22 protein-coding genes and 2 pseudogenes are annotated in these 20,483 nt (G+C 61.6%); 9 read left to right on the top strand and 15 right to left on the bottom strand.

Annotated features, from left to right (window positions below):
• Window positions 1-87: 87 nt before the first annotated feature.
• The 3 genes from A7X77_RS17915 to A7X77_RS17905 all read right to left on the bottom strand — a co-directional run bounded on the left by A7X77_RS17915 (window position 88) and on the right by A7X77_RS17905 (window position 2,685).
• Window positions 88-1,062, bottom strand: coding sequence for a sialic acid TRAP transporter substrate-binding protein SiaP (locus tag A7X77_RS17915; RefSeq protein ID WP_064684185.1), 975 nt, complete (start codon window positions 1,060-1,062; stop codon window positions 88-90).
• 21 nt (window positions 1,063-1,083) lie between these two features.
• A complete protein-coding gene (locus A7X77_RS17910; RefSeq protein ID WP_064684243.1) occupies window positions 1,084-1,842 on the bottom strand; it encodes a FadR/GntR family transcriptional regulator in 759 nt (252 codons plus the stop codon).
• A gap of 204 nt (window positions 1,843-2,046) precedes the next feature.
• Entirely contained in the window at window positions 2,047-2,685 is a 639-nt protein-coding gene (locus tag A7X77_RS17905) for a Crp/Fnr family transcriptional regulator (protein WP_245293767.1), read from the bottom strand.
• A 323-nt stretch (window positions 2,686-3,008) separates the two neighbouring features.
• Here A7X77_RS17905 and A7X77_RS17900 point away from each other — a divergent pair, with 323 nt between their 5' ends.
• Entirely contained in the window at window positions 3,009-4,388 is a 1,380-nt protein-coding gene (locus A7X77_RS17900; RefSeq protein ID WP_064684183.1) for a sensor histidine kinase, read from the top strand.
• Between the two features lie 560 nt (window positions 4,389-4,948).
• Here the strand turns inward: A7X77_RS17900 and A7X77_RS17890 are convergent.
• Entirely contained in the window at window positions 4,949-5,251 is a 303-nt protein-coding gene (locus tag A7X77_RS17890; protein ID WP_064684181.1) for a hypothetical protein, read from the bottom strand.
• A 271-nt stretch (window positions 5,252-5,522) separates the two neighbouring features.
• Between A7X77_RS17890 and A7X77_RS17885 the strand changes: the two genes are divergently transcribed.
• Both A7X77_RS17885 and A7X77_RS17880 read left to right on the top strand, forming a co-directional pair.
• Window positions 5,523-5,894 carry a hypothetical protein gene (locus A7X77_RS17885; RefSeq protein ID WP_064684180.1) on the top strand — a complete coding sequence of 124 codons (372 nt, stop codon included), beginning with the start codon at window positions 5,523-5,525 and terminating at the stop codon, window positions 5,892-5,894.
• Between the two features lie 105 nt (window positions 5,895-5,999).
• Complete coding sequence (locus A7X77_RS17880; RefSeq protein ID WP_064684179.1) at window positions 6,000-6,284, top strand: hypothetical protein; 285 nt, start codon at window positions 6,000-6,002, stop codon at window positions 6,282-6,284.
• Window positions 6,285-6,317: 33 nt separating this feature from the next.
• Here the strand turns inward: A7X77_RS17880 and A7X77_RS17875 are convergent.
• Window positions 6,318-7,036, bottom strand: a pseudogene (locus A7X77_RS17875) (Crp/Fnr family transcriptional regulator).
• A 266-nt stretch (window positions 7,037-7,302) separates the two neighbouring features.
• On the opposite strand from A7X77_RS17875, the gene A7X77_RS17870 reads away from it, so the two are divergent.
• The gene (locus A7X77_RS17870; RefSeq protein ID WP_064684178.1) at window positions 7,303-8,064 is read left to right on the top strand and encodes a Crp/Fnr family transcriptional regulator; all 762 of its coding nucleotides are present in this window, start codon (window positions 7,303-7,305) and stop codon (window positions 8,062-8,064) included.
• A gap of 27 nt (window positions 8,065-8,091) precedes the next feature.
• On the opposite strand, the pseudogene A7X77_RS33120 reads toward A7X77_RS17870, so the two are convergent.
• Together A7X77_RS33120 and A7X77_RS17865 are read right to left on the bottom strand one after the other, a co-directional pair.
• Window positions 8,092-8,210: pseudogene (locus A7X77_RS33120) on the bottom strand (molybdopterin-binding protein); the annotation flags it as partial.
• A gap of 101 nt (window positions 8,211-8,311) precedes the next feature.
• Window positions 8,312-8,536 (bottom strand): pentapeptide MXKDX repeat protein, encoded by a 225-nt coding sequence (locus tag A7X77_RS17865; RefSeq protein ID WP_064684177.1) that lies wholly within the window; start codon window positions 8,534-8,536, stop codon window positions 8,312-8,314.
• Between the two features lie 183 nt (window positions 8,537-8,719).
• Here A7X77_RS17865 and A7X77_RS17860 point away from each other — a divergent pair, with 183 nt between their 5' ends.
• The 3 genes from A7X77_RS17860 (at window position 8,720) to A7X77_RS33540 (ending at window position 10,130) form a co-directional block, all read left to right on the top strand.
• Window positions 8,720-9,268 (top strand): sigma-70 family RNA polymerase sigma factor, encoded by a 549-nt coding sequence (locus A7X77_RS17860; RefSeq protein WP_064684176.1) that lies wholly within the window; start codon window positions 8,720-8,722, stop codon window positions 9,266-9,268.
• Window positions 9,265-9,909, top strand: coding sequence for an NrsF family protein (locus tag A7X77_RS17855; protein ID WP_064684175.1), 645 nt, complete (start codon window positions 9,265-9,267; stop codon window positions 9,907-9,909). Before A7X77_RS17860 ends, A7X77_RS17855 begins: the two co-directional genes overlap by 4 nt.
• 68 nt (window positions 9,910-9,977) lie before the next feature.
• Window positions 9,978-10,130 (top strand): hypothetical protein, encoded by a 153-nt coding sequence (locus tag A7X77_RS33540; protein ID WP_170964818.1) that lies wholly within the window; start codon window positions 9,978-9,980, stop codon window positions 10,128-10,130.
• A 31-nt stretch (window positions 10,131-10,161) separates the two neighbouring features.
• On the opposite strand, the gene A7X77_RS17850 is transcribed toward A7X77_RS33540, so the two are convergent.
• The 8 genes from A7X77_RS17850 to A7X77_RS17815 all read right to left on the bottom strand — a co-directional run bounded on the left by A7X77_RS17850 (window position 10,162) and on the right by A7X77_RS17815 (window position 18,303).
• Window positions 10,162-10,689: a sigma-70 family RNA polymerase sigma factor gene (locus A7X77_RS17850; RefSeq protein WP_064684174.1), complete on the bottom strand. Its 528-nt coding sequence runs from the start codon at window positions 10,687-10,689 to the stop codon at window positions 10,162-10,164.
• A gap of 209 nt (window positions 10,690-10,898) precedes the next feature.
• Window positions 10,899-12,617 carry a GH32 C-terminal domain-containing protein gene (locus A7X77_RS17845; RefSeq protein ID WP_064684242.1) on the bottom strand — a complete coding sequence of 573 codons (1,719 nt, stop codon included), beginning with the start codon at window positions 12,615-12,617 and terminating at the stop codon, window positions 10,899-10,901.
• Between the two features lie 4 nt (window positions 12,618-12,621).
• Complete coding sequence (locus A7X77_RS17840; RefSeq protein ID WP_064684173.1) at window positions 12,622-13,515, bottom strand: carbohydrate ABC transporter permease; 894 nt, start codon at window positions 13,513-13,515, stop codon at window positions 12,622-12,624.
• On the bottom strand, window positions 13,508-14,446 hold the full coding sequence (locus A7X77_RS17835) for a carbohydrate ABC transporter permease (RefSeq protein WP_064684172.1): 939 nt from the start codon (window positions 14,444-14,446) through the stop codon (window positions 13,508-13,510). Before A7X77_RS17835 ends, A7X77_RS17840 begins: the two co-directional genes overlap by 8 nt.
• 75 nt (window positions 14,447-14,521) lie before the next feature.
• The gene (locus A7X77_RS17830; protein ID WP_156668125.1) at window positions 14,522-15,814 is read right to left on the bottom strand and encodes an ABC transporter substrate-binding protein; all 1,293 of its coding nucleotides are present in this window, start codon (window positions 15,812-15,814) and stop codon (window positions 14,522-14,524) included.
• Between the two features lie 36 nt (window positions 15,815-15,850).
• Window positions 15,851-16,855 (bottom strand): LacI family DNA-binding transcriptional regulator, encoded by a 1,005-nt coding sequence (locus tag A7X77_RS17825; protein WP_064684171.1) that lies wholly within the window; start codon window positions 16,853-16,855, stop codon window positions 15,851-15,853.
• Window positions 16,856-17,134: 279 nt separating this feature from the next.
• Window positions 17,135-17,455, bottom strand: a complete 321-nt coding sequence (locus A7X77_RS17820; protein ID WP_064684170.1) for a hypothetical protein — start codon at window positions 17,453-17,455, stop codon at window positions 17,135-17,137.
• A 152-nt stretch (window positions 17,456-17,607) separates the two neighbouring features.
• Window positions 17,608-18,303, bottom strand: a complete 696-nt coding sequence (locus tag A7X77_RS17815; RefSeq protein ID WP_064684240.1) for an NUDIX hydrolase — start codon at window positions 18,301-18,303, stop codon at window positions 17,608-17,610.
• A 127-nt stretch (window positions 18,304-18,430) separates the two neighbouring features.
• Here A7X77_RS17815 and A7X77_RS17810 point away from each other — a divergent pair, with 127 nt between their 5' ends.
• Together A7X77_RS17810 and A7X77_RS17805 are read left to right on the top strand one after the other, a co-directional pair.
• Window positions 18,431-19,465 (top strand): SPFH domain-containing protein, encoded by a 1,035-nt coding sequence (locus A7X77_RS17810; RefSeq protein WP_064684169.1) that lies wholly within the window; start codon window positions 18,431-18,433, stop codon window positions 19,463-19,465.
• Window positions 19,452-20,405, top strand: coding sequence for a hypothetical protein (locus A7X77_RS17805; protein ID WP_064684168.1), 954 nt, complete (start codon window positions 19,452-19,454; stop codon window positions 20,403-20,405). Before A7X77_RS17810 ends, A7X77_RS17805 begins: the two co-directional genes overlap by 14 nt.
• The last annotated feature ends 78 nt before the right edge of the window (window positions 20,406-20,483 follow it).

Below are 20,483 nucleotides of genomic sequence, written 5' to 3'. Positions count from 1 at the left end.
ACGTCTCGCGAGGCACGTCCCCTCTCCCGTTTTTACGGGGAGAGGGTTAGGGTGAAGGGCAGCCGTAAGCGCGAACCGAGCGGGCTGTTACTGGATCGCCCGGATCGCTTCCCAATCGGCCTTCTCGTAGCCGAAGTCCTCGAACTTGACCTTCTCCATCACAGTCTTTTCGAAATCGGCCTTATCGACCTCGGTGACGTTGATGCCCTTTTCCTTGAAGGTGGCGACGAGGCTGTTTTCCTTGCCGGCGATCGTCTTGGTGGTGCGCTCGGCGGCCTCCTGCATCACTTCGCCGAAGATCTTCTTGTCTTCGTCGGAAAGGCTCGCCCACCGCGTCTTCGAGATCACCGTGTTGAGGTGGTCGACGATGTGGCCGGTGAGGATGATGTTCTTCTGGACTTCGTAGAACTTTTTCGCCTCGATCGTCGTCAGCGGATTTTCCTGCGCCTCGACCGTGCCGTTCTGCAGAGCGAGATAAACTTCGGCAAAGGCGATCGGCGTCGTGTTGGCGCCGCAGGCGCGCGGCATTGCGAGATAGGCCGGAACATCGGGCACGCGGATCTTCAGACCCTGCATATCGGCGCATTTGGCGATCGGCTTGTTCGAGGTCGTATGGCGCGTGCCGTAATAGCTGACGGCGGCGATGTGGTTGCCGGTCTTGTCCTCATAGCCCTTGGCGAGGCGCTTGAAGACGTCGCTCTTGGTATAGGCGATCAGGTGCTCCGGGCTGCGGAAGATATAGGGGAAATAGGTGACACCGATCGGCTTGTAGTCGCGCGCCGCAAAACTCGATCCCGAGATGATGATGTCGACCGTGCCGAGCTTGAGGCCCTGGTTGATGTCGGCTTCCTTGCCGAGCTGCGAGGCCGGATACACCTCTATCTTGTAGCGGCCGGCGGTGCGCTTGTTGATTTCTTCCGCTGCCCAGACGGAATCGGTGTGGAAGGGCTCGGACGTTTCATAGACGTGCGCCCATTTCAGCACGGTCTGGGCGTGGGCGATCGCTGTACTCGCCATGATCGCGGCTGCGGTGCAAAGTATCGTTGCCAGTCTGCTCTTCATCGCTCTCTCCTCCGAGCTCGGTTAAGTCTTGGCCGTTCCTTTCGCGCGCCCCTTGTTGTGGCCGCGCTTCTCTTCTCCCGAGAACTCCTCCCCGAAGCTCTCGGAAAATCTCTTCTGCGACATGGTGAGATGGGTGCGCATGGCGGCCTTTGCGCCCGCTGCATCGCCGGCGGCGATCGCATCGCGAATGGTCCGATGTTCATCGAGAGCACTGCGCCATGTATTCGGCCCCTCGAAATGGCTGGCGAGCCTGGCGAAATAGGGGGTCATGCGCATGTCGAACATTTCGCCGGTCACGCGGATCAGCGTCGCATTGCCGACGATGGCGGCAATGCCGGTGTGGAAGGCCCGGTCGGCGGCAAGCACCGCGCTCGCATCATTGACGCCGCCGCTCATGCGCATCAGCGCCTCGTCGAGCCCGGCGATGCCGTCCGGCTTGGCGCAGCCCGCCGCTTCCTCGGCAATGGCACATTCGATAATGGCGCGCGCCTGCAGCAACTCGAAAGGTCCCTCAACCGGCTCGCGGTCGCTTGCTGCAGCCTTGGCGGCATGCTGGCGCACCACATAGATGCCGGATCCCATGCGAATGTTGACGAGGCCTTCGACCTCCAGGACGATCAGCGCCTCGCGTACCGTCGGGCGTGATACGGACAATTGCTCCGCCAGATCGCGCTCGGCCGGCAGCCGCTGGCCGACGGCAAGCTCGCCGCTCGCGATCATCACACGAATCTGGTCCGCCGCCTGTCGATAGAGGCGGCGGGATTCAACGGGCGAAAACATCATGCCTCCCTGGCGGCTTCTCCTCAAGCCGCGGCTGGTCAACTGGCCTGACCAATTAAATGCATCGATATCATCCGCCGGGTTGTGCGTCAATGCGCCGCATAAACGTAAAGCACGAGTTTTGGGGGCGCCCGGAGAATGTCGGCGGTTTTGGAATGAGGCCCTATAAGGCACGCAAATTCGGCTGGAGCGGTGCGACAGGGTTTATTCTGCTGCAGCCGGTGTACGGGCCGGACGGACGATGTCGGGCGCGCAGACGCCCGGAAGCTCATAGGCATCGGCCGCGAAAGCTTCGAGGGCAGGACGGTTGCGGATAATGACAAGGCCGCGACTGGCATAGACGAGATGTTCACCTTCCAGAATGTGTAAGGCGTCGGTGACGCTGGACCGTCTCACGCCAAGCATCGTCGCCAGATCCTCATGCGTGATCGCGATCTCCTCGCCGTCCAGCCGGTCGTGACACATCAAGATCCACTTCGCCAACCAGATATCGATCTTATGAACGACATTGGAAAGCGCGGTGTGGGCGACCTGCGCGAAGAAGGTATGGAGAAAGTGGGAAAGCAGCGGCAGGATTGCGGGGTGCTCACGCAGGTATCCTTCCAGGGCGGCAACCGTAACACGGCGTCCATGGCCGGCAATCCTCATAGTGACCTGGAAGGGAGATGGCTTCCCCTGCATTATCAGGGCCGGCGGCGACACCCCGTCCCTGCCGACCAAGCCGATCTCAGCCCTCCTGCCCCGCGGACTCGCCGCCACCATGGACGCGATGCCATTTTCCGAAAAATAATAGTGGCTCACGGCCATTCCGGCATCGACGAGATCCAGATCGCGCGGAAGCATGAGTGGCTCAAGAATAGTCTCCAGAGCCAGAAGCTCCGTACCCGTCAGATGCGATAGGATGAGATTTCGGGTTTCAAGGCGTCGCACGGCCCTGCCCCTTGTTTCGCAAGAGCACATCCTCTCCCCAGCCGCCAGCGCCGTAAAGTATGCTGACGGTAGCTGGAATTATGGACCCCTGGATCACTCTTGCAAGGCTCTTGACCCAGCCCTCCGCATCGACCATCAAGCCACCCTCCCGACTTTTGTACGCAAACGCACGTCGCAGAGAAATCGCCGTATCAGGTGGTAATGTCGGCAAAGCGAAATTCCGGGAGTGCGCTGGCATGAATCAATATGCCTTTCCGGGCGACGACACTGAAATCTATCGCCACATCGTCGAGAGTGCGCTGGACTATGCGATATTTGCCATGGATCTCGACGGCACGGTGGTGACATGGAGTGTCGGCGCAGAACATCTCTTCGGCTATTCAGCACGTGAAATCATCGGGCAGAACAGCGCCGTCATCTTTACCGTCGAGGATCAACTCGCCGGCGCGCTGCTCAAGGAGACGAGGCTTGCTCTTGCCACCGGCCGCGCCGACGACGTTCGATGGCACGTCAGGAAAGACGGCAGCCTGTTCTGGGCGTCCGGGCTGATGATGCCGCTTCGCAACGATGCCGGCCAGGTGTACGGCCTGATGAAGGTCGTGCGCGACCGGACACGAAGGCTGCAGCAAGACGAAGCGCTGCGCGCCAGCGAGGAGCGCCTGCAGCTCATCCTCAAAAGCGCGATCGACTATGCGATTTTCGCCTTCGACCGGGACGGGCTGATCATCAGCTGGAACACGGGAGCCTGCCGGATCTTCGGTTATGAGGAACAGGAGATTCTCGGGTGTGACGCGCGCATTCTCTTTCTGCCGGAGGATCGCGAAGAAGGCGCCCCGGAACGCGAGATCAAATGTGCGTTGGAGCACGGCCGTGCAGAAAACGAACGCTTTCACTTGCGCAAGGACGGTACGACGTTCTGGGGCAGCGGACTGACGATGCCGCTGCGCGCCCAGCATCATCGCGCCGGCTTTCTCAAGGTGCTCCGGGATGACAGCGATCGGCATTTTGCCCAGGAGCATCAGCAGATCATGATGCGGGAGATGAGCCACCGCATCAAAAACAGCCTGGCGCTAGTGGCGGGAATGCTTGCGATGCAGGCGCGATCGGCGAGAGAGCCGGAGGTCGAGCAGGCTCTTCGCGACGCTGAGGCGCGCGTCGGCACGATCGCCCAGGTGCATGATCAATTATGGCGGCAACCGCATATCGAAACGGTGGATCTCGCGGATTTTCTGTCGAGCCTGTGCCAACGCCTTGAACAGTCGACCTCCCTTCACACCGTCTCCGTCGATGCGGATCCATGCATGGTCGATGCGGATCGTGCAATCCAGATCGCCCTCCTGGTCAATGAGCTGGTGACCAACGCTTTCAAGCACGCCTATCCCGATGTCGGCGGCGCCGTCTGCGTCATCGCGCGCAACGACGGCGGTGACATCCGCCTCGAAATATCAGACGGCGGCAAGGGCCTGCCTCCGGAGTTTTCCTCCGACGAAAACGGCGGAAAAAGCCTGGGAATGAAGGTGGTGCGCGCGCTGGTGCAACAGCTGAAGGCCGAGCTGCAGATCGAAGATCGACGGCCGGGCACGGGCTTTGTCATTCGATTGCCGAGAGATGTCTGAGCGCCCGCTCAACACGTCATTTGCAGCTTTACTCTTAACACCTTGAATTCACACGTGTGATCACGTTCCCCTGCCCATTCGCCGGTTTTGTCAAAACCGCACAGAACCGCCCACGAATATGAACATGCCGGCTGTTTTGACGCATAAGCTGTTCATTACCGCGATCATGAAGGCTGCCGGTATGAGCACGGGCTCCCTCCCCGAAGGAGACGGTCATGGCCGCACCGGATCAGCGCCATATTCACAATCTGCTGTGAAGGCTTTGCCTGTCGTCGCCTTCGACGTGCTGCTCTCCGCAGGGCTGAGAGCCATCAGGTCGAACCGCGCGAATGGGAGGATTCAACCGGGGAGATCGTCGGCGGAAGTCACGGCGATCCCGAGCGGGCGATTGATCGGGTTGCCGATCTGGCGTCCGGTCAGACCCGGGTGATGGCAGGCTCGGACGCCGCTTGGAGGCGCCGTCGCAGGGGTGCTGAAGCTCGCCGACGATCTGGCTCAGGGCAATCCGCCGATTTGGAAAGCTCAGACGGAGGAACAGACCGAATCCCTGCGCCGGCTCTCTAGCCATCATGGCATGCGCACTGGCCGGCTTTCGCGGCTGGGCGCGAGACCGTGCCCGATGCATCTGTTGAGGTCGGCAAGTCTTTCACATCCAGGTGCATGTGGCGCATCAGGCCCGCGAGCTTATGCGGATTGCGGATGCCGCATTCGAACCAGGAGACGAGTTCCCGCGCAACATGCTGTGCCGCCGGACCGCCGATTTCGCAGGATTTTTCCCGACACCACCCTCTGAGCACGGCATGCAGCATGGCTATGTCATCGGGCTGCAGCGCGGGCTTCGTAATTCCTGAATGCTTGCTCATCTGCATTCCTCCCCATACTTGAGCCGATCCTAATCTTCGGATTTTCGTTTTCAACTACGGGTACGGAAGCGTACGGATGCGAGCGGTCCGTAGGCTTCCTGCCTCAAAGCCGTGGAACCAACGAGGTCGGATCAGGTTCGGCAGGAACGACGAATGAACGTCGCACGGCGGGCTTGAATGTGTTACGCACGAGGAAGCGGATCGTCTGGGTTTGAGTCGCCATGGAACAGCGTGAGCACCGTCCAAACCAAGGCTATTGTGGGCATCCGCCATGAAATCGCTCAGTCCGGTCGCCGGCAAAAAGATACTAATCATCGGTGAGCCGGGCTTCCTCTCGGACGACGCAAGACAGGCCTTGATAACCTGTCAGGCTTCGATTGCCGGGCCGGTCGTCGTCGCCAGCGCGATGGAATGCTTGAGTGAGGGGCTTCTGTTCGAGGCCGCGATCATCGACGTCAGGATCTCCGATCAGGCTATGCTCTGGCTGAACGAATGGTTGGAGAACCGAGGCATACCCTTTGTCTTCGCGCACGATGAGCGGTCCAAAGCGCCGCCCGGCGGCTTTACTCTCAGCGGCCGACCTGCCGATATCGAGGCGATGATCGCAGCATTATTCGGGCCGGACCTGTCCTATTATCATTGAGGGTGTTCGTTTGCGGACAATTCGTCGGGGAGAGTTGAATCGAGCTTCGTCGAGTCCCATTATTAGAGGGTGCTAATGGGACGCCCTGGCATCAGGAACGGTGCTATGCTCGACTGTCAGTCTATTCATCTGAAAGCATTGGATTCGGCCGATCTCAGTCGATTGCGGGCCATCTTGAATGTGATCTGCTCCGAAACCGGTGAACCGCTGCGCGGGGCAGCGATGCAAAAGATAGCGGTATTGCTGATCGGACTCTATCGTCATGGCGTGACGGACCATGACAGGTTGCTGTCGGTCGGTCGTCTGGCACTTACGCAGAACACGCCTGACGTGACCGCAGCGGTCATATCGGGCGCCGGCAGGCCAGAAGGCGGAATGGCCGGATCGTGACGCGGAGTGCGAGGCGGCGGCTGCGCATCGACATCAACGCGCAAGGTGCCTGCCGATCAAACGCCGATATTCATCCTCGGCTGCGCCGTAAGAGCCGTGCGCCTCTTCGATCAGTCCGCGCCGATTGAGAATGACGATCTGCCGCCGGGTGGAGCGGATCAGGCCTTTGCCTTCGAGCAGGTGCAGTGCGACCGTGACGCCGGCGCGGCGAACGCCAAGCATCACGGCCAGGAATTCGTGGGTCAGCCAGATGGTGGTGCCGTCGGTCCGGTCATGAACCATCAGCAACCAGCGGGCAAGCCGCTCCTCGAGCTTGGCGTGACCATTGGCAAGGACGGTCGATGTCGTTTGCGCGAGCAGCGCCTGGACATAGGCAAGAAGCAGGCCGCGCAGGGCGCGGCTTTCTTCCATCGCAGCAGAGAGGATACGCGCCGGCAATTTGAAGCCGTGCCCAGAGACCTGCATGAATGTGCGGTTCGCTGATTGGTCGCCGCCGAGCACGACCGAGGCGCCGGTCATGCCCTCACGGCCGACGTTCCCACTTCAATATCCCGTCCGCCCGGAAATCTCGCCACGATCGAGGTAAGGCCCGACTCCAGGAGGTAGACATCACCGACCGGGGTATCCTCCATTTCCAGGATCAAGGGGATGTCCAGGGTAACGGGCTCAAGATGAGGCAGCAGAAGCTCGCGCTCTTGCGGCCCCATGGCGCGCAAAAGTTCATTCCGAAAATTCAATTGTTCGTCTTCCATCTCCATCCACGCAACGATGATGATGCGATCGTTGTCGCGGGCGAACCTAACCATCTAGAATCGTTAAGCAATACACTGTGCAATAGCGTACAGACGTGCTCGGCGGCCTCTGCCCGCAAAGAAATATCCGCGCGGATCAGTCGGCAGCGGTGCGGCGATGACGGGAACTAACAAAGGGCCGGTGAGTTGGGCTTGGGCGGACGCAGCTTGTCATCGGGATTCGATTGTCCTGTCTGTAGCATTCCGTGCGTGCCGGAGGGCAAATAATGGCAGAAACCATGATGCGGCCGACAGAGAATCGCCTGCTGGGTCTCTTGCCGGAGGACGAGTATACGGCAGTCGCTGCTCATCTCGAACCCTGTGCCATCCCCCGCGGTCACATTATCGTCCCGGCAGATGCGGTGATCGAGCATGCCTATTTTCCATGCTCGGGCATAGGCTCGGTCATCAATATTTCGCCTGAGGGCAATCGCGTCGAAGCGGGATTATTCGGCCGCGACGGCTTTGCACCGGTCGCGGCGGCGATAGGTGCAGGCGTCAGCGTCCCTGAGGTCACCGTCCAGGTGCCGGGTTTCGCCTATCGTCTGCGGCAAACCGCACTGCTGGATCTAATGAAAACGCAGCCGGTTTTCGCCAGCCTCCTCCACAAGGCTGTTCATGTTCTAGCGACGCAGGCCGGCTTCACTGCGCTCTCCAACGCCGTCCATGAGATCGATGAGCGGTTGGCCCGCTGGATATTGATGTGCCACGATAGAATCGACGGCAATGAGCTCGCGCTGACACACGAATTCATTGCCTTGATGCTGGCGGTGCGGCGACCGAGCGTCACCACCGCCCTGCATCTGCTCGAAGGCTACCGCTTCATCCGCTCCGTTCGCGGCCTGGTGATCATCAGGGATCGTGCCGGCCTGGAGGACTTTGCCTCCGACGCCTATGGCAAGGCGGAGGACGAATATGAGCGGCTGATCGGGCCTCTCAGGAGATCGAGACGCGGTCTCACCGAGATAGCTTCCACACACCCGGCATGAACAGGCGCATCGAGGCCTGCCGGTGACTTATATCCCGGCATACCATTCGTAGCCGCGATCCTCCCAGAAGCGCCATTGCCGCCGTAGAGCTGCGCGAGATCGGCGACCGCCTCGATGCCGGTCAGATATTTCGCCTGCTTATAGCCGTCAGGGTGCGGGCTGATTGCCGTCCACCGAAGACATCGGGCCGCCCATCGATCGTCGCCATAATTGCCGCCGTTTCAGCGGCCGCGGAGACGCGAAACGCCTACTTCATCGCCTCGCAGGCCTTCATCATGTCGGCCTTTTTCATCGCATCCTTTTCCATGCCGGCCCTGTTCATGCAGTCGGTCTTGGGCCCCGATGTCTTCATGGTGTCCTTCGACATGGCGCTGCTCTGCATATTGTCCTTCTTCATCGTATCGGACTTCAAGGCGTCAGCCGAGGCGATACCGGCAGTGCAGGCGGCGAGACAGGAAAAAAGCTTGGTCATAGAACTCTCCTGAATGGATTTGTCGTGTCCGCCGGCGGCCTGCCGATGGCTCACATCCGGTATTCGCAGGGGTGCCGGGATGCGTTACAGCTTCACGCGCATGTGGTAGAGCTGTGATGCCGAAATTGTTTTGATCTTTCCTGTAACCGATTGGCCGCTTCCAGCGAATGAACTCGTGACAGCATGACAACCGCCCATTCGGAAGAAGCCCTGAAAGCATTGATGCTTCTCTCCCTTGACGGGGACGAGGCTTCCTATCGGCGTTTGCTGACGGCTTTGCGTGTGCTGCTTGTCGGTTACTACAGCCGCAGGATGGCTGCGGCGACGAAAGCGGATATGGAAGATCTGGTCCAGGAGACATTGCTGGCACTGCATTCCCGCCGGTCCACCTATGACCGGGAAAGACCTTTCACCGCCTGGTTCTTCTCGATCGCCCGCTACAAGCTGATCGACCATCATCGCTGCCGCGGCGGGCGCAGACTGGCTGAGACCGAACTGGGCGAAGAGATCGAAAGCGATTTCAGCGAGGAAGCGGTGACGGCCCGCATGGATGTCGAGCGGTTGCTCGACGGGCTGCCGCCGAGACAGCGGGAGCTGATCCGGCAGGTGAAGCTCGAGGGCCAGTCGGTCGCCGACACCGCGAACCGCACCGGCCAGTCTGAATCGGCGGTGAAAGTCGGCATCCACCGGGCGCTCAAGGCGCTAGGAGAAAGATTGCGAGGCGCATCGTGACAGAGACGGACGACATTATCGAACAGCTGGCAGGGGACCTGAAGCCGGTGCCGCGCAACGCGCTGCGGCGCCGCTTCACGCTCGGCATCGTGCTGTCCCTCGCTTTCTCTTTGCTGCTGATGCTGATCATTCTTGGGCTCAGGATCGATATGCCCGACGTGCTGATGCTGCCGGTTTTCTGGATCAAGTCGGCCTATAATGCCCTGATCGCCGCGGCCGCCTTTGCAGCCGTTTCCCGGCTTTCCCGCCCCGAGGGTTCCGAGGGAAGCTTTTTCGGTCTGCTTGCCGTGATCTTCGCCGCCATGGCGGCGGTCGCGGCCATCCAGCTCATGACGGCTCCGGTCGATGCCTATCCGGTGCTGATCCTCGGCTCCTCAGCGCTCCATTGCCCGGTGCTGATCCTCGGTTTCGCGCTGCCCGTTTATGCCGGTGTCGTCTGGGCACTGCGCCGGGCGGCACCCGCTGATCTCAGGTTGACGGGTTTTGTCGCCGGCATCGCCGCCGGCGCTGCCGGCGCCTGGGTCTATTCCTGGTTCTGCACCGAAAACGGCATGCCCTTCGTGCTGATCTGGTATTCGCTCGGCATCCTGCTCACCGCCGCGCTGGGTTCGCTCACCGGGCCCCGCCTGCTCCGCTGGTAAATCCTTTCTCATCTCGTTGAGAGGAACATTCCGCCTTTCGGCTGGTTCAAGGGTCGAAGGAGAGGAAGATGAGCCAGCAATCGGATCGCCGTGCTTTCGCAATCTATATCGGAGCCATCGTCTTGGTCGGGCTTTTGATCGTGCTCGGCGCTACGCTCTCCTGGAACGCGGGCAGCAGAAGCGATCAAAGCACACCGTTTTCACGGGAAGCCAAGCCGTGATGGAACGGCCGATGAATCGACCGTGGGGCGCTCAGTCGACGAGGTGGTTGCCGAGCATTGCCAGCAGCGACGCGCGGGCGCGGCTTACACGGCTTTTCAAGGTGCCGATGCGGCACCCGCACATCCTGGCCGCATCCTCGTAGGTCGTTCCGGCAGCCACCAGTGTGAGAGCACGGCGCCTGTCGTCGGAAAGCCGTGTCAAGGCCCGCTGCAGCTCGTGCTCCCGCAGCGTCCACTCCTGGGTTGGCGCGATCGCAACCTGTTCCATCGCCGCATCCATCCCTGCCGGCTCGCGTTTTTGCCGGCGGTAATTGGTGCAAAACGTATTTCGAAGGATGGTGAAAAGCCAGGATTTGAGCGAGGTGCCGGGCTGATAGAGGTGCAGCGAGTTCAGCGCCTTCAGCAAGGTCTCCTGGACGAGATCATCAATGTCGTCGTCACTGCGCAGAAACCTGCGGGCAAAGGCGCGCAACGCCGGCGTCAGTTCGACGATCTCACGCTCGATTGCGGACGTTTCTTTGCAATGCGACGTAGGCCGTACTGAAGACGAGGAAGTCATTTTTCTCTCCTGGAATGAGAGAGAAAGTTCCAGCAGTCCTATTCGTTGCCGTACGATATCGGACAAACCGAGCGGTTCAGCCTGGACCGGCGGCAATTGGCCGATCGGTCACGACCTCGCCCGCGGCACGCTGAGGGCCCTATTGCCCGCGCCGCACATTCGGAAGCCGGCTTTCTGCAGCCCGTGCTTTGCCCCGGCTCCTCCGGAAATCAAAGACCGAGCTGCCAGATTTCGGCGGCGATGATATTTCCCTCGGGTGCGGTCAGACGCACCGCACTCACGCCCTTGAAACCGGGTAGCCGCTTGGTGCCCGTCCAGCGGCCATCGTCGGCGAAGACCTCGATCGAGCCTGCATCGAGAAAGATCCGGATGGTCGACGGGCGCGCGCCGGCGGCGATATAGCGGGGCGATGCCTTGGTATTCGCCACCGAGAAGGGAATGCTCAGCCCGTCGTCGTTCAGCTGAACCGCGACCGTCGCCTCGGGATGTTCGAGATCGAGGCGGAAAGCATTGCCGGCCTGCCTGAGGGTGAGCAGGATTTCGACGGAGCCGTTGGCGAGATCGACGGTCCGGCCATCCAGAAGAGCTTTGGCGTCCAACTGGCGCCGACGCAGGCTTTCGACACCCGACACCGGCGGCGTGATCAGCGCATCGCTCTGCAATGCGAGCCGGCGCGGCAGGGTCATCGCCGTCGGCATATCGATCTCTTTTGAGATGTCCGTCCAGTTCGCAAGCCAGGCAATGCCGACCGGGCCGCCCTCGTCGACAAAGGCCTGGAACGCGTAGGCGTCGGTGCCGAAATCCAGTTCCTGCTCGAATTCCACGGAGAAGCCGCGGCCATCGAAACGGCCGACGGTCGCAAGCGTCATGTTGCGGCGGCCGGTTGCCGGGTCGCGGCTGGTCAGCAGACCGAAGATCAGGGCCCAGCGCGTCGCCGGGTCGTTGGCGGGACCGTCGAGCGGCAGCATGCAGGGGCACTCCGCCGCCGTCATCCCGAAGCGGTTCTCGCGGTGAAGCGTGCCGAGGAAGGTCCATCCCGCCGCTGCGGCTGGATCATCGGTCTCGTAGAGCAGGATGACGCCGCCCTCGCGGTCTCGCGTGCCGAGCAGCATCTTCCATTTGCCGTCGGGGCCTGAGAAGACGTAAGGGTCGCGGAAATCGGTCGTCAGCCCGAGCCCGGTAGGACGCGCCGGCAGGATGAGGCTCGCCGGCTCGACATTGACAAGATCGCGGCTGGTAGCGGTGAACTGAACCTGTTCCTCCGGTTCCCGGTCCTTCATATGCTCGGTGAAGAAAATGCGAAGGCCGGCTTCATCGCCGGGAAGAGCGATCGCGGAGCCGGAAAATGCCCCGCCCCGCCCGTCGGCCCGGGCGGCAAGTTCATCCGAAGGGAAAAGAAAGATCGGGAGATGCGTCCAGCGAAGGTAGTCCTTCGAGACCGCATGGCCCCAATGCATGTTATTCCATCGAAGGCTGTGGGGATAGTGCTGGTAGAAGAGGTGCAGCTTGCCGCCGAACCTTCCAAACCCGTTGGGATCGTTCATCCAGCCGAAAGGCGGGCGGAAATGATAGCTGCCCGGTACTTCGGGGGTGGCGTTGGCAGGGCGGGCATGCAGCAGCCGGATACCTTCTTCGAGAACCCGAGGCTCAAGGAAGGCGTAGAGAACCGAGACCTGGGTCGTTGCAGGATTGTAGGAGAAGGCGGCTTCTCCGCCTCTTTCAAGCGTCAGCGGCCGAAACGCGAATTCATCAGGATTTGACGTTTCGACGGCGCCGGCTAAGCCTCCATCGACATGCGCCGTCAGCCTTGCTGGGGCGCCGCCATGCGACGCCTTGAGCCAGGCGTGGATTGTGGTCCCCGCGGGCAGGACGGCGCTGATCGTCTCCAGCCGGGCTTCATCCGAGGGCGAGCTCGCTTGGCTTGTCATCAATTCAACCTTTCACGGCAGAGCCGATAAAAGAGCTCACGAACCAGCGCTGGAATGCGAGGTACAGCCCCAGGATCGGGATCATCATCAAAACGGAGGCGGCCATCGCCCGATCCCAGTAGATGCTGTCCTGTCCGAAGAAGGTGGCGATGGCCACCGCGATCGGCCGGGCATAATCGGACTGCGTCACGAGGATCGGCCAGAGATACTGGTTCCAGGTCTCGATGCCCATGAGGATCGACACGGTCGCGAGGGCAGGCAGGCTGAGCGGCAGGAAGATGGAGCGATAGGCCCGGAAAAAGGAGGCGCCATCGATCTCGGCGGCCTCAAGCAATTCCTTCGGCAGCTGCGCGAAGAACTGGTAGAACAGGAAGATGTAAAGCGGGCTTGCGACCCAGGGCACGATCTGCACCGCGAAGGTATCGGACATACCCGCTCGCGAAACCATGATCACCAGCGGCATGATGATGCTTTCCTGTGGGATCACGTAGAGCGCGATCACGACAGACAGGATAACGGCGCGGCCCCTGAGCGATCCCCAGGCCAGAACGAAGCCGGCCATCGAATTGACGATCAGGCCGGAGCAAACCGTGGTGACGAGGATGATCAGCGAGTTGATGAGATAGCGTCCGAAGGCGAGCTCGCCCGAGAGATGGCCGACTTCTGCATAATTCGAAAGCGTCGGATTCGATACCCAAAAGGCCCGGAAGCTGCCCATGTCGGCGAGAATCTGGAACCGGTCGTCCTTGAGGCTGGCAACGACCAGCAGCAGCAATGGAGAGACGATCACCAATGCGATGATGAAGATACTGACGGCTTGGATGGCGCGGAGAACCCTGGCGGCGGAACGGGGCCGTGCGGCGCGGGCTTGCGGGATCGAGAGAGCGATATCAGACATCGAAGCGCCTCAGGAGCTGGCGCTGGATCAGCGCGATGACGAGAACGATCACGAACAGGATGACCGAGACGGCGGAGGCATAACCCATCTTCTGCTCTTCGAAGCCGGCCCGGACCATGTAGTGCACCACCGTTTCGGTGCTGCTCTTTGGCCCGCCCTGCGTGAGGATGGCGACCTGGGTATAGAGCTTGAAGGCCTGGATGGTGGTGATGACAAGCACGAAGACATGGGTCGGCCGCAGGCCGGGCATGGTCACATGCCAGAAGCGGCGGAAAGCGTTGGCGCCATCGATCTTTGCGGCATCGTAGAGTTCGTCAGGAATGCCCTGAAGGCCGGCGAGGTAGACGATCATCTGGAAGCCGTAGGCCTGCCAGGCCGAGAGCAGCACGAGCGAGAACATCGCCCATTGCGGATCGCCGAGCCAGTCGATCGGCTGGATCGCCCCGCCTGAGAGGAAGCCGAGGATCTGGTTGAACGGTCCCGTGGGATACTGGAACAGCGTGCCCCAGATGACGCAGACCACGACCATGGAGGTGATCGCCGGCAGGAAGAACATGCCGCGCAGCAGATTGCGGAACGGCAGCTTCTGATGAAGCAGCAGCGCCGTCGCGAAAGCGAGGCCGCACTGCGCCGGAATGATCCAGATGGTGAAGCGCGAGACGTTCCAAAGCGCCGTCCAGAACAGGTCGTCCTGGAAGATGCGGATGAAATTGTTGAACCAGACGAAGCGGACCGGCGTCGGGCGCGGCACCAGGGGCTGGTTGGTCATCGCCGTCCAGAAGGACAGGAGAAACGGCAGGATCAGAAAGAGCGTCAACAGGATGACGGCCGGCGCAAGCATGGCCGCTTCCTGCACAAGCCGTCCCTTGTCATGCCGGCGTGCCGGAGCCTTTCGGACGGATGTCGAAGATATCGATTGTTGCATGGCCATTGGCTCCTCCTCTCCAGTCTCGATCGCCGGTCCCGCCCTGCAATGTCCGGCGGGGACATTGCAGGGCGATCGAGCTTATTGCTCGTCGCCGAACGGCGGATAACCGTCATTGTCCTCGATATCCTGGTCGATCTTCTCGGCGGCCGCTGTCAGCGCTTCCTTCGGATCGCCGCCATTGAACACTTCGTCGACCGCCTGCATGAAGGCGGAGGTGATTGTGGGATAGGCTGGATGGGGCGGGCGGGCGACGGCCGTCTTCGAGGCCTGCTCGAAGGCGATCGCCATCGGGCCGCCGGGAGCATAGAGCGGAGATTCGGCGGCGAAGCTCTTCAGGCCGGGATAGCCGGACTGGCTTGCGACGTAGGTGCGGAACTCCTTGTCCTTCAGCAGGAAGCTGACGAACTTGCCTGCGATATCGGGATGCGCCGACGTTTTGGTGACCGCCCAGATCCAGGTGCCGTCGGGGCTCGCGCCCTTAGCGCCGAATTTCGGAAGCGGCAGCACGACGATGTTGTCCTTCATAGTCGCGGCGGCCTCCGCATAGACCCAGTGTCCGCCGAGCGCCAGCGCGGCCGGATTGCCTTCGGCGAAGAACTGGTTGGTTCCGGCCGATTGCGGCACGACCCAGCCGTTCTTGACCCATTTCTGCATCATCGCGAGCGCATCGACGCAGGCGTCGCTGTCGAGCGTGCCTTCGGATTTCCAGGCCTTGCGGTCGATCAGATCGCAGCCGGCCGATTGCAGGATCGGGCCGTAGGCATAGGTGATCCATTCGGTCTTGATGCCGTAGCCGCGGAAGGTGTCGATCGGCCACTTCACGCCATCGACTTTGGAAAGCTTCTCGAGATAGGTTTCGAACTCCTCCCGGGTCCAGGCATCCTCGACGGATTTCGGAATGCGGGCGCCGATCGCCTCGAGATATTTCTTGTTGCCGTAAAGAACGACCGACGAGTCGGTCAGGCCGATGGCGTAGAGGTCCTTGTCGATCGGATATGTGCCCTGGGCGACGTTGGACTCTGTCATGTCGTCGAGGAGATCCTTGTCGATCAGCGGCTTGATCGGCTGAAGATAGCCCGACCAGACGTAGTTGGCGAGGAACGGCGCATCGAGCTCCATAACGTCGGGCAGCTGCTTGGCCATGACGGCGGCGCTGAACTTCTCGTTATAGGCATCGTGCGGCGCATAGATGAACTGCACGTCGACATCGGGGTTGGCGGCCTCGAACCGTTCGGCGACCTTGCCATAGGCTGCGACGAAGCCGGGGTCGCCCTGATGCATGACCTGGATTGCGGTTTTCTCGGCTGCCTGCGCCCCTATGGCTGGTAGTGCCGAGGACAGGATCAGTGACCAAAGTAAACGTTTACCCATTAGAATTCCTCCTCAATTGAATGGGCCTATTTCAATTCATACGGATGCCCGCTCCACCAGCTGGAACGGCAGTTTCTGCACCCCGCCCGGGATCCGGTCTTCGGCAAGCAGGATTTGCGCGGCCTGGCGGCCCATGGCGCGATGGGGAAGCGCCATGGTGGTTAGCGGCGGGTCGAGACGCGAGGCGATCTCGACCTGGTTGTCGAAACTCGCCACCGCGACGTCGTCGGGAATGGTCGCACCCGCCCGGCGCAGCGCGGCATAGATGTCCATGGCGACGCGGTCGTTGCCGCACAGGATGGCATCGGGGCGCCGGGGGCCGTTCATCAGTTCATGCACATGCGCGCCCACGAGGCTGTGAGCCCGGTCGCTGTAGATCGCCTTGCTGACGGCAGGCAGCACGATGGCGCCGGCTCCGTCGATGCCGGCCTGATCGAGCGCCTGACGGAAGCCGAGCTCACGGAGTTCGCCGGCGAGCAGCCCGGGCAGATTGATGAAGGCGATGTTGCGGCGGCCGGCATCGATGAGATAGTTGGTAATCTCGAGCGCCGCGCCCGTTTCATCGGGCACCAGCGAGGTCACGCGGTCGTTGGCATCCCGGCAATTGATCATGACGCCGACCGCATCGGCGAATTCGGCCGGCAGGTCGACGCTCTTGTGATACATGGCGGCATAGGCGATCGCCCGCGGGCGAAAGCGCCGCATCTCGTCGAGGATCGAGGCGATGCTCCGGTGGCCGCTGAGCGTCATGGCGAAGACGGCCATGTCGGCCGCGCGAACCGCGCCGTCGAGCCCCCTGATGATCTCCGTCGCGAAGGGGGACGTGATCAGATCGTCGGCGACAAGGCCGACAAGCGGCATCCAGCCCTGTCGCATGCTGCGCGCAGCGAAGTTGGTGACATAGCCGAGCTCCTCGGCAATCTCCTTGATCCGCTGCCGGGTTTCATCAGACATGCGCGCGGAGCCGCCATGCAAGGCGCCGGAGACGGTCTTGACGGAAACGCCTGCACGGGCGGCTATGTCGTTGAGGGAAGCGGTCACTGGCTTGCTTTGGGTTATCGATTACCCATACCGGTATCAATCCCTTTTCGATGAGTCAAGCGGGTGCAGTTCGCCGCTATGGATCTCACATGGAGGAAGGCATGGGGCGCGTGCGCTGCAGACCGGCCCTTTACGTCATCTTCGCTCCCTCGCCGGGTTGCGGCATCCCCTCCCCGGGCGGCATGGGCGCGGCGTTCTCCAACGCAGCTCGGCAACGGCGAGAGTAGCTTCTCTGAGACCCGAACCCCGCCGAAGCGGGGTTCCTGGGCAGGCAAGCCGTCAATTGTTATGGGCTGCGCAGGCTTCGTCCATCGGAGTAGCATTGCTCCTGCCGCCCTGCGTCTGGAGATTGTCGGAATTGTTCACCGGATCGGGGCACTTGACCTTGTCCGTCTTCATCGTGCCGCCGGTTGTTGAGCCGGTTGTGGTCGTATCGGTGGCCATCGGCTTCTTGGCTTTCATGTCGCCGCTCGCGCCACCGCCTTGATCGGCCGCATTTTTGTCTATCGTGGCGCCGGCCGGCGCAGGATTGGATTGGGCGAAGGCCGATGTGGCCATGCCGATGGCAAAAAGCGAAGCTGCTACGAGTTTCATATGCATTGGGATATCCTCCTTGGGGAATTTTGCCTTATTGGCCTATCCACAACCTCACTGGCAGGTCATTGTTCCGCAACGGCTGCTGACAAATATGTGGCAGGTCTGGAGGCTTCGACCGGCAGACGCAGCAGCAATTGAACGCCTGATCGGGCGTGTCAGATCGTCCGGTCGAAGAGCGCCAGCGACCGGGTGTCCTTCAATCGGAAGACCTGGGCGGGCCGGTTGCTCGCCCGGCGCATTTCGCCCTCGACCGGCTCCAGGAAATCGGCTTCGGACATGCGCTTTCGAAAGGCCGATTTGTCGAGCTTGCGGCCGAGAAGAGTCTCATAGACCGTTTGCAGCTCGCTCAATGTGAAACGGACGGGCAGCAGATGACCGGGCAGGCTCGAATATTCGACCTTTCTGCGGATGCGGCCGAGCGCCTCCTTGAGGAGGGATGCATGGTCGAAGGCAAGGGGGAAGCCGACGCCCTCGCCCTCGATCGGCCGCCATTCAGCCTCCCCGGCCATTCCACCCTGCCGTTCGGCGACGTGATCGGCTGATAGCAGCGCGATATAGACGATGCTGATGCTCCAGCCCCTCGGGTCGCGGGTGCGGCTGCCGGTGGTTTGCAGCTGTTCGAGATAGGGTGTTTCGACCCCGGTCTTTTCCTTCAGCACGCGCCGCGCCGCAGCCTCCAGATCCACATCCTCGTCGATATGGATCCAGCCGCCGGGCAAGGCCCAGTCGCCGGTAAAGGGCGCGCTCGCCCGCCGCACGAGAAGCACGGAAAGGCCCGCCGGCGACAGCGAGAAGATCGCGAGATCGACGGTCGCGATCGGTTTGAAGGCGTCATTGTCATGCGATGTCATGATGCGAACATAGCATGTGCGAGCCTTAGTGTAAATATTCAACTAAGTTAGTTGACATTTATCACTAAGTCATGTTTTCTCCAGTTCGACACGAGCAGGGGCTCGCGCCAGCAACAGGGAAACGGTCATGTTCGGACTGCGCTTTATCAAGACGGAACCTACGCAATACGTCATCCAATATCAAAACGGCAAAGCCGTCCGCGAAGGCGCCGGACTGGCCTTCTGGCATTTCGCGCCGTCGAGCTCGCTGGTCCTGGTGCCGACGGCGAGCGTCAACGACCCCTTCATCTTTCCGCTGGTGACGTCGGACTTCCAGGAAGTGACCGTGCAGGGGCAGATCACCTACCGTATCGCCGAGCCGCGCCGCACGGCAGCGCTCCTGAATTTCACGCTCGATCACAAGGGCCGCTATGTCTCGGAGGATCCGCAGAAGCTTTCAACCCGGGTGATCGACCGCGTGCTGGTGGCGATGCGCGCCGAGGTTCAGACGCTCTCGCTCAAGGAGGTTCTTGCCTCCGGTGAGGCGCTCGTCGCCGGCGTGGCGGATGCCCTCAAAGTACATCCGACGATCGAAGCGCTCGGCCTTGAAATTCTCGGCCTGTCGCTGCTCGCCGTCATGCCGAAGGCCGAGACCGCCAAGGCGCTGGAGGCCCATGCCCGCGAGGCCCTGCTCCGCCAGGCCGACGAGGCCATCTATAGTAGGCGCAATGCCGCCATCGAGCAGGAGCGGACGATCAAGGAAAACGAGATCGCCACCGAGATCACGCTGGAGAACAAGAGGCGCCAGGTGCGCGAGGCGCAGATGGAAGCCGAACGCGCCGTGCAGGAACGGCAGCTGCAGATCCGGCGGGAAGAAATGGCCGGCAAGATTGCGCTGGAAGAGCAGAACCGCGATCTGGTGACGCTTGCCGCGACCAACGCCAAGGCTGAGGCCGATGCCCAGGCCTATGCGCTGACGGCGATGATGAAATCCTTCGAGCAGGCCGATCCGAAAGTGCTGCAGGCGCTCGCCTCGGTCGGCATGAAGCCCGGCCAGCTGATGGCGCTCGCCTTCCGCGACCTCGCCGACAATGCGACGAAGATCGGCCAGCTCAACGTCTCGCCCGATCTTCTGCGCGAGATATTGCAGCCGCAGGAGGGCAAGGACCGTGCCGGCCACTGACGAACGCAAGATCATCCTCGTCGTCCGCCCGACCCGGCTCGACGAGCTCATCGCCCGGTTCAACACGGTGCAGCAGGCGCAGTTCTATGTCGAGCATCTCGGCGCCGATTTCAGCGATTACCTCGCCGAGAAGAAGCGCTATGAAACGGCGATCGCCGAGGTGGAGGCCAGCCTGCGCGCCGTCGCCCGCGTGCAGCGTCTCGACCGCCGCTACCTTCCGAACTTCGTCTTCGGCCCCGACGATGTCGTCGTCGTGCTTGGCCAGGACGGACTGGTCGCCAATACGCTGAAATATCTCGACGGCCAGCCGGTGCTCGGCGTTAACCCGGATCCGATGCGCTGGGACGGCCTGCTCCTCCCTTTTAACCCGAAGAGCCTTCCGAGGGTGATCGGCGAGGCGCTGAGGAACAAGCGGCCGATCAAGCGCGTCAGCATGGCCAAGGCGACGCTGAACACCGGCGCCGTCATCCACGCGGTCAACGACCTCTTCATCGGCCCGCAAAGCCACGTCTCGGCCCGCTATGTCCTGCAGGCCGAAGAGCGCGAGGAGCGCCAGTCCTCCAGCGGCATCATCGTCTCGACAGGCATGGGCTCGACAGGCATGGGCTCGACCGGCTGGCTGAAAAGCCTCTATTCCGGCTGCCTCGGGGCCGCGAGCGCGCTCGGCCTCGAACCTACCGACAGGACGATCGACATGTCCTTCGCCTGGGACGCGGATTACCTGCGCTATTTCGTCCGCGAACCCTTCCCGAGCCGCACCACCGGCGCCACCATCGTCTCCGGCCTTGTATCCCAGGACCAGTCTTTGACCATCGTCTCCGAAATGCCGGAACACGGCGTGATCTTCAGCGACGGAATCGAGGCGGACTTCCTTGAGTTCAACGCCGGAACGCGGGCGGTGGTGACCGTCGCTGAAAGGCAGGGCGCGCTGGTGGTGTGAGGGGCCTCGGTGAACATATGCATGTGGCCGCCGATCGGGGCGTTGCGACATATGAAAGATCACCTATGCTGCGGATCC

The organism is Rhizobium bangladeshense (assembly GCF_001662075.1).
In the GTDB taxonomy this organism is placed as follows: domain Bacteria; phylum Pseudomonadota; class Alphaproteobacteria; order Rhizobiales; family Rhizobiaceae; genus Rhizobium; species Rhizobium bangladeshense_B.
The sequence above is the reverse complement of the archived record's forward strand: the minus strand, read 5'-3'. Positions and strand labels throughout refer to the sequence as shown.

What these genes read in the sequence shown, in the direction of transcription:
- A7X77_RS17915 (WP_064684185.1), bottom strand. Translation starts at nt 1,062, where the DNA reads ATGAAGAGCAGACTGGCAACGATACTTTGCACCGCAGCCGCGATCATG.
- A7X77_RS17910 (WP_064684243.1), bottom strand. Translation starts at nt 1,842, where the DNA reads ATGTTTTCGCCCGTTGAATCCCGCCGCCTCTATCGACAGGCGGCGGAC.
- A7X77_RS17905 (WP_245293767.1), bottom strand. Translation starts at nt 2,685, where the DNA reads ATGCTTCCGCGCGATCTGGATCTCGTCGATGCCGGAATGGCCGTGAGC.
- A7X77_RS17900 (WP_064684183.1), top strand. Translation starts at nt 3,009, where the DNA reads ATGAATCAATATGCCTTTCCGGGCGACGACACTGAAATCTATCGCCAC.
- A7X77_RS17890 (WP_064684181.1), bottom strand. Translation starts at nt 5,251, where the DNA reads ATGAGCAAGCATTCAGGAATTACGAAGCCCGCGCTGCAGCCCGATGAC.
- A7X77_RS17885 (WP_064684180.1), top strand. Translation starts at nt 5,523, where the DNA reads ATGAAATCGCTCAGTCCGGTCGCCGGCAAAAAGATACTAATCATCGGT.
- A7X77_RS17880 (WP_064684179.1), top strand. Translation starts at nt 6,000, where the DNA reads ATGCTCGACTGTCAGTCTATTCATCTGAAAGCATTGGATTCGGCCGAT.
- A7X77_RS17870 (WP_064684178.1), top strand. Translation starts at nt 7,303, where the DNA reads ATGGCAGAAACCATGATGCGGCCGACAGAGAATCGCCTGCTGGGTCTC.
- A7X77_RS17865 (WP_064684177.1), bottom strand. Translation starts at nt 8,536, where the DNA reads ATGACCAAGCTTTTTTCCTGTCTCGCCGCCTGCACTGCCGGTATCGCC.
- A7X77_RS17860 (WP_064684176.1), top strand. Translation starts at nt 8,720, where the DNA reads ATGACAACCGCCCATTCGGAAGAAGCCCTGAAAGCATTGATGCTTCTC.
- A7X77_RS33540 (WP_170964818.1), top strand. Translation starts at nt 9,978, where the DNA reads ATGAGCCAGCAATCGGATCGCCGTGCTTTCGCAATCTATATCGGAGCC.
- A7X77_RS17850 (WP_064684174.1), bottom strand. Translation starts at nt 10,689, where the DNA reads ATGACTTCCTCGTCTTCAGTACGGCCTACGTCGCATTGCAAAGAAACG.
- A7X77_RS17845 (WP_064684242.1), bottom strand. Translation starts at nt 12,617, where the DNA reads ATGACAAGCCAAGCGAGCTCGCCCTCGGATGAAGCCCGGCTGGAGACG.
- A7X77_RS17840 (WP_064684173.1), bottom strand. Translation starts at nt 13,515, where the DNA reads ATGTCTGATATCGCTCTCTCGATCCCGCAAGCCCGCGCCGCACGGCCC.
- A7X77_RS17835 (WP_064684172.1), bottom strand. Translation starts at nt 14,446, where the DNA reads ATGGCCATGCAACAATCGATATCTTCGACATCCGTCCGAAAGGCTCCG.
- A7X77_RS17830 (WP_156668125.1), bottom strand. Translation starts at nt 15,814, where the DNA reads ATGGGTAAACGTTTACTTTGGTCACTGATCCTGTCCTCGGCACTACCA.
- A7X77_RS17820 (WP_064684170.1), bottom strand. Translation starts at nt 17,455, where the DNA reads ATGCATATGAAACTCGTAGCAGCTTCGCTTTTTGCCATCGGCATGGCC.
- A7X77_RS17815 (WP_064684240.1), bottom strand. Translation starts at nt 18,303, where the DNA reads ATGACATCGCATGACAATGACGCCTTCAAACCGATCGCGACCGTCGAT.
- A7X77_RS17810 (WP_064684169.1), top strand. Translation starts at nt 18,431, where the DNA reads ATGTTCGGACTGCGCTTTATCAAGACGGAACCTACGCAATACGTCATC.